This window comes from Streptomyces sp. SID14478 (assembly GCF_010548525.1).
In the GTDB taxonomy this organism is placed as follows: Bacteria; Actinomycetota; Actinomycetes; order Streptomycetales; family Streptomycetaceae; genus Streptomyces.
Window position 1 is genome coordinate 1 of the sequence record NZ_JAAGMG010000151.1, and the last position, 4583, is coordinate 4583.

5 protein-coding genes and 1 pseudogene are annotated in these 4583 nt (G+C 71.5%); 3 read left to right on the top strand and 3 right to left on the bottom strand.

From position 1 onward, the window contains the following. Window positions 1-638: pseudogene (locus tag G3I40_RS06200) on the top strand (ATP-binding protein); the annotation flags it as partial. A 55-nt stretch (window positions 639-693) separates the two neighbouring features. On the opposite strand, the gene nucS reads toward G3I40_RS06200, so the two are convergent. After that, complete coding sequence (nucS, locus tag G3I40_RS06205) at window positions 694-1365, bottom strand: endonuclease NucS (RefSeq protein ID WP_164301152.1); 672 nt, start codon at window positions 1363-1365, stop codon at window positions 694-696. A 240-nt stretch (window positions 1366-1605) separates the two neighbouring features. On the opposite strand from nucS, the gene G3I40_RS06210 reads away from it, so the two are divergent. Continuing rightward, window positions 1606-1998 carry an SCO5389 family protein gene (locus tag G3I40_RS06210; RefSeq protein WP_164301153.1) on the top strand — a complete coding sequence of 131 codons (393 nt, stop codon included), beginning with the start codon at window positions 1606-1608 and terminating at the stop codon, window positions 1996-1998. A 94-nt stretch (window positions 1999-2092) separates the two neighbouring features. On the opposite strand, the gene G3I40_RS06215 is transcribed toward G3I40_RS06210, so the two are convergent. Beyond that, complete coding sequence (locus G3I40_RS06215; RefSeq protein WP_164301154.1) at window positions 2093-3127, bottom strand: LLM class flavin-dependent oxidoreductase; 1035 nt, start codon at window positions 3125-3127, stop codon at window positions 2093-2095. A 215-nt stretch (window positions 3128-3342) separates the two neighbouring features. Between G3I40_RS06215 and G3I40_RS06220 the strand changes: the two genes are divergently transcribed. After that, complete coding sequence (locus tag G3I40_RS06220) at window positions 3343-3672, top strand: ATP/GTP-binding protein (protein WP_164301155.1); 330 nt, start codon at window positions 3343-3345, stop codon at window positions 3670-3672. Window positions 3673-3708: 36 nt separating this feature from the next. Here G3I40_RS06220 and G3I40_RS06225 read toward each other — a convergent pair whose 3' ends face one another. After that, entirely contained in the window at window positions 3709-4500 is a 792-nt protein-coding gene (locus G3I40_RS06225; RefSeq protein ID WP_164301156.1) for an ABC transporter permease, read from the bottom strand. Window positions 4501-4583: the final 83 nt, after the last annotated feature.

Genomic DNA, 4583 nt, shown 5'->3' on the forward strand with positions numbered 1-4583 from the left:
AGGCGCCCACGCGCAAGTCGATCGTCAGCGGCACCCGGCGCAACCTCGTCGCGGCCGGCGCGGGCGCGCTGCTCGCGGCGGTGCTGGGCACGGTCGTGACGCTCGGCGCCACGTCGGACAACGAACCGCCGTCCGACAAGGTGGGCACGAACCCGTCGGCGTCGGCGGGGGAGAACGGCGGCGGTCTGGGCGCCGACAAGGCGGACCAGGGCGGCGCCGGTGGCTCCGACGACGCGGGCGGCGCTCCCACCGACCCCGGCAAGGACGGCATCCCGGGCACGTCGGACGACCCGTCCACGCCGGCGGGCGGCAGCAGCGGGCCGTCGGACGACCCGAGCGGTTCCGGGACGCCGGACGACCCGACGAAGTCGCCCGGCAAGTCGCCGACGTCGAAGCCGCCGACCAGCAAGCCCCCGACGTCGAAACCGCCGACCAGCAAGCCGCCGACCAGCAAGCCTCCGACGTCGAAGCCGCCGACGACGCCTCCCACGTCGCCTCCCACGTCGCCGGACGACCCGACGACGTCACCGGAGACGTCCGACTCGGCGAGCAGTCCGGTCAGCAGTGCCCCGGTGAGCAACAGCGCGTCGGGCACCCCGACCGGGAGCGGAAGCAGCGCGGCCGCGCCCGTGATCTGACGCACGAAAAGGGGGCGCAGCACCTGCTGCGCCCCCTTCCGCATGTCCCCGGAGGTCAGAACAACTTGAGCTTGTCGTCCTCGATGCCGCGCAGCGCGTCGTAGTCCAGGACGCTGCAGCCGATGCCGCGGTCCGTCGCGAGGACGCGGGCCTGCGGCTTGATCTCCTGCGCGGCGAAGATGCCGCGGACCGGGGCGAGGTGCGGGTCGCGGTTCAACAGCTCGAGGTAGCGCGTCAGTTGCTCGACGCCGTCGATCTCGCCGCGGCGCTTGATCTCCACGGCGACGGTCCGGCCCTCGCCGTCCCGGCACAGGATGTCGACCGGGCCGATCGCCGTCATGTACTCGCGGCGGATCAGCGTGTAGCCCTCGCCGAGTGTCTCGATGCGGTCCGCGAGCAGCTCCTGAAGGTGTGCTTCCACGCCGTCCTTGATGAGACCCGGGTCGACACCCAGTTCGTGCGAGGAGTCGTGGAGGATCTCCTCCATCGTGATGATCAGTTTCTCGCCCGCTTTGTTGATGACGGTCCAGGTGCCTGAGTCGTCGCCCGTGCCCTCCTTCAAGGTGCAGGGCGGCGACATCCAGTTGAGGGGCTTGTAGGCCCGGTCGTCCGCGTGGATGGAGACACTGCCGTCCGCCTTGACGAGGATCAGACGGGGGGCCGACGGGAGATGGGCGGTGAGCCTGCCCGCGTAATCCACGGAGCACCGGGCGATGACGAGACGCATGGTCGGCAACGCTACTCGACGCCCCCTGGTCCACGCGATTCGCCCCAGAACTCACCCGTTCGTTATTGGCCGGTTGTGTGCGAACCGTGCGCGCTACGCCCTGTTGCCGTCCCCTCCGGGTGCTTACCGTAGAAGCAGGAGGTCGCGGCGCGTGCACGCTGCGTGTTCAAGGGCGGTGCGCCCGTGGGCTCCTGGCCTGTCCGTCAACCCCCGCTCCGTGGGGGTGCGAGAGGAGTACCCATGTCGCTCGACGTCTCACCGGCACTGTTGGAACAGGCCGAGCGAGGCGAGGTTGACGAAGCGGAATTCGTCGACTGCGTCCGGACCTCCCTGCCCTATGCGTGGGAGATGATCAGCTCCCTGGTGGCCCAGTTGAAGGTCGACGGCGGAGAGTTCGCCGACAACCAGACGCCGCCGCCGGACGAGCAGGCACGTGGGCAGTTGCTGCGTGCGCTCGCGAGTGACGCGATACGTGGCGCACTGCAGCGGCACTTCGGTGTGCGGCTCGCGTTCCAGAACTGCCACCGGGTCGCGGTGTTCCCGCAGGACCCGGCGGTGGACGGCACGCTTGCCCGCTTCACCTCGGCCCGCAATCAGCTGCTCAACCAGTCGCCGGAACTGCGTGACTGCTGACGGCTGACGCTGTGTTTCGACATGTCTGCCGTCCCGTGCGCGGGAGGTGCATCTGCACGGGACGGCAGACATCGTGGGTCAAGGCCCGCCGGTATCAGCCGAGTTGGGGCAGGACCTCGGCACCGAGCCGGCGCACGTTCTCCTCGGTGGTCGCGAGGTCGCCGGAGCCCTCGACCAGGAGCGCGAAGCGCGTGATGCCGGTCCGCTCGGACGTGGCGGCGAGCCGGTCGGCACAGGTCTGGGGCGTACCCACCGGGTGGATGCCGCACAGCAGCTCCGTGTACGCGTGCGGGTCCCGCATCGCCCTGGTCCGCCCGTCGACCGTCACATGGGCGTCCAGGCCCTGCTTCAGCCAGCCCGGCATCGCCTTCAGGAGCGTCTCGGAGGCCTCCGCGCCGTCGTCACCGATCTGGGCGACACCGGCCGAGACGTGCGGCGCCGCGAGTATCTCCTCGGCGGGCAGCCCGGCCTCGCGCGCGCAGCGCCGCCACAGGGCGACCATCTCGGCCTTCTCCTCGTCGCCGACGTGCATCCCGAGGAGCATCGGCAGACCCCGCGCCGCGGCGAGCCGCACGCTGTTCGGCGACGTACAGGCGACGACGACCTCGGGCCCGGCCGGGTCCGTCCCGTCGAGCGCCTCCGCGGGGCGCGGCACGACCGGTACCTCCCGGAAGGCGAAGCGCTCGCCCTCGCCCGCCACGTGGGAACCGCCCAGCCAGCGGAGCAGCAGGTCGAGTGATTCGGGGAAGCCCTGCTCGTACGCCTCCAGGCCCGCGCCGAAGACCTCCAGGTCCACCCAGGGACCGCCGCGGCCGACGCCGAGCGAGAACCGGCCGCCCGAGGTCAGGTGCAGCAGCGCCGCCTGCTCGCCGAGCGCCACCGGGTGCGCCGTCGGCAGCACGCTCACCGCGGTGCCGACCCGCAGGGTGCGGGTGCGGCCGAGCAGCAGCGCGGCCAGGGTGACGGCCGACGGGCACGTGCCGTACGGCACGAAGTGGTGCTCGGCGAGCCACACCGCATCCAGGCCCGCCTCCTCGGCGACCTCGGCCGACCGCACCGCCCGGTGCAGCGCCTCCCCCTGGCCCTGTCCCGGGAACTGGGCCGCCAGTACAAACGTTCCTACGCGCATCGCACTCCTGCCTCCTTGGCACCGACGCGGGCACTCCCCCTGACAGGCATTAACGGTTGGCAAGTGCCAAGGACACGGCTCGGCAGGAAGATTGGCAGATTTTCCGGAAAACCCCGACGGTTGTACGCGGGTGCGGTCCGGGCGAGTACCCGGGTGCCGTCCCGCTACGCTGGACGCGAGCCCCAACCCCGTACACACACCCCGTGAGGTGAGCCGTGTCCCCGCGTCGCAACCGCCCGAACGCCGGCGGATCGTCCTTTGGCAGCAGCGAGGACGAAGGGCGGCGCTACGGCGGGTTCCAGTCCACCGAGAGCTGGCAGGGCGAGGAGTGGAGCGTGCGCCACGTGGCGGGCGCGAGCGCGGCCGGCAAGACGTACCGCTGCCCCGGCTGCGACCAGGAGATCGCCTCCGGAGTCGCACACGTCGTGGCCTGGCCGCAGTACGGGGGAGTGGACGACCGGCGGCACTGGCACAAGGCCTGCTGGAACGCGAAGGACCGCCGCACCACGAAGGTGCAGCGGTCCCGGAACGCACCGCGGTACTGAGGCGCGCGAAGCCCCCGTACGTCGCGGCTGGAGCCCCTATACGTCGCGGTTGTTGAGGGACGCGTACGCACCGCCGAGCGCCACGCCCGTGACCACCAGCATGATCCACAGCGGCGTCCAGCCGGTCGGGCCGGAGTCGCCCGACACCGAGTCGCCGTAGAGCACGATGAGCTGGCTGGGGACCGAGTACTCCAGCAGCGCCTGCTGTACGTCCTTGAGCGACTCGGAGAACATGAAGATCGCCAGGACCAGCGGCAGCAGCACGACGCCGATCATGATGGTGATCGCGCCGGCCGAGTGCCGCACCAGTGTGCCCATGGCGAGCCCGAGCAGCCCGAGCAGCGCGACGAACAGGCCGACGCCGACCGTCGCCTTGAACCAGGTCGCCCCGCCCGGCGACTGCGCGCCGACGATGCCCACCTGGAGCGCGCCGACCAGCGCCGCGAGGACCGTGGTCAGTACGAACACGAGGCCGAAGAAGACGATCGCCTTGGCGGTGAGCACCCGGCTGCGGCTGGAGCAGGCCGTCATCGTCGTGCGGATCATGCCGGTGCCGTACTCCGACGCGATGGTCAGGACGCCCAGCGTGATCACGCAGATCGTGCTGAGCAGGACGCCGAAGAAGCCGAGGCTGAGCACGTCGTCGTCGCCGGTCGGGGCGTCGGACGCGGCGACGACCGCCGCCGAACCCAGACCGAGGCCGATCATCAGCACGACCATCACGCCCAGCGTCCACATCGTGGAGCGCACGGAGCGGATCTTCGTCCACTCCGAGGCGAGCGCGTCGCCCAGGTGCGCGCGGCGCACGGGGATCGGCGAGGTGTACAGCGACCCGGCCGGGGCCGGGGCCGCCTGCCGGTCGGGCTGGGCCGGGGGCTGCTGCGGGGCGGCGTAGGGCGGGGGCGGCGTGC

Bases quoted from the DNA above. Each gene is read 5' to 3' on its own strand.
- G3I40_RS06215 (WP_164301154.1), bottom strand. From the start codon at position 3,127: ATGCGCGTAGGAACGTTTGTACTGGCGGCCCAGTTCCCGGGACAGGGC.
- nucS (WP_164301152.1), bottom strand. From the start codon at position 1,365: ATGCGTCTCGTCATCGCCCGGTGCTCCGTGGATTACGCGGGCAGGCTC.
- G3I40_RS06210 (WP_164301153.1), top strand. From the start codon at position 1,606: ATGTCGCTCGACGTCTCACCGGCACTGTTGGAACAGGCCGAGCGAGGC.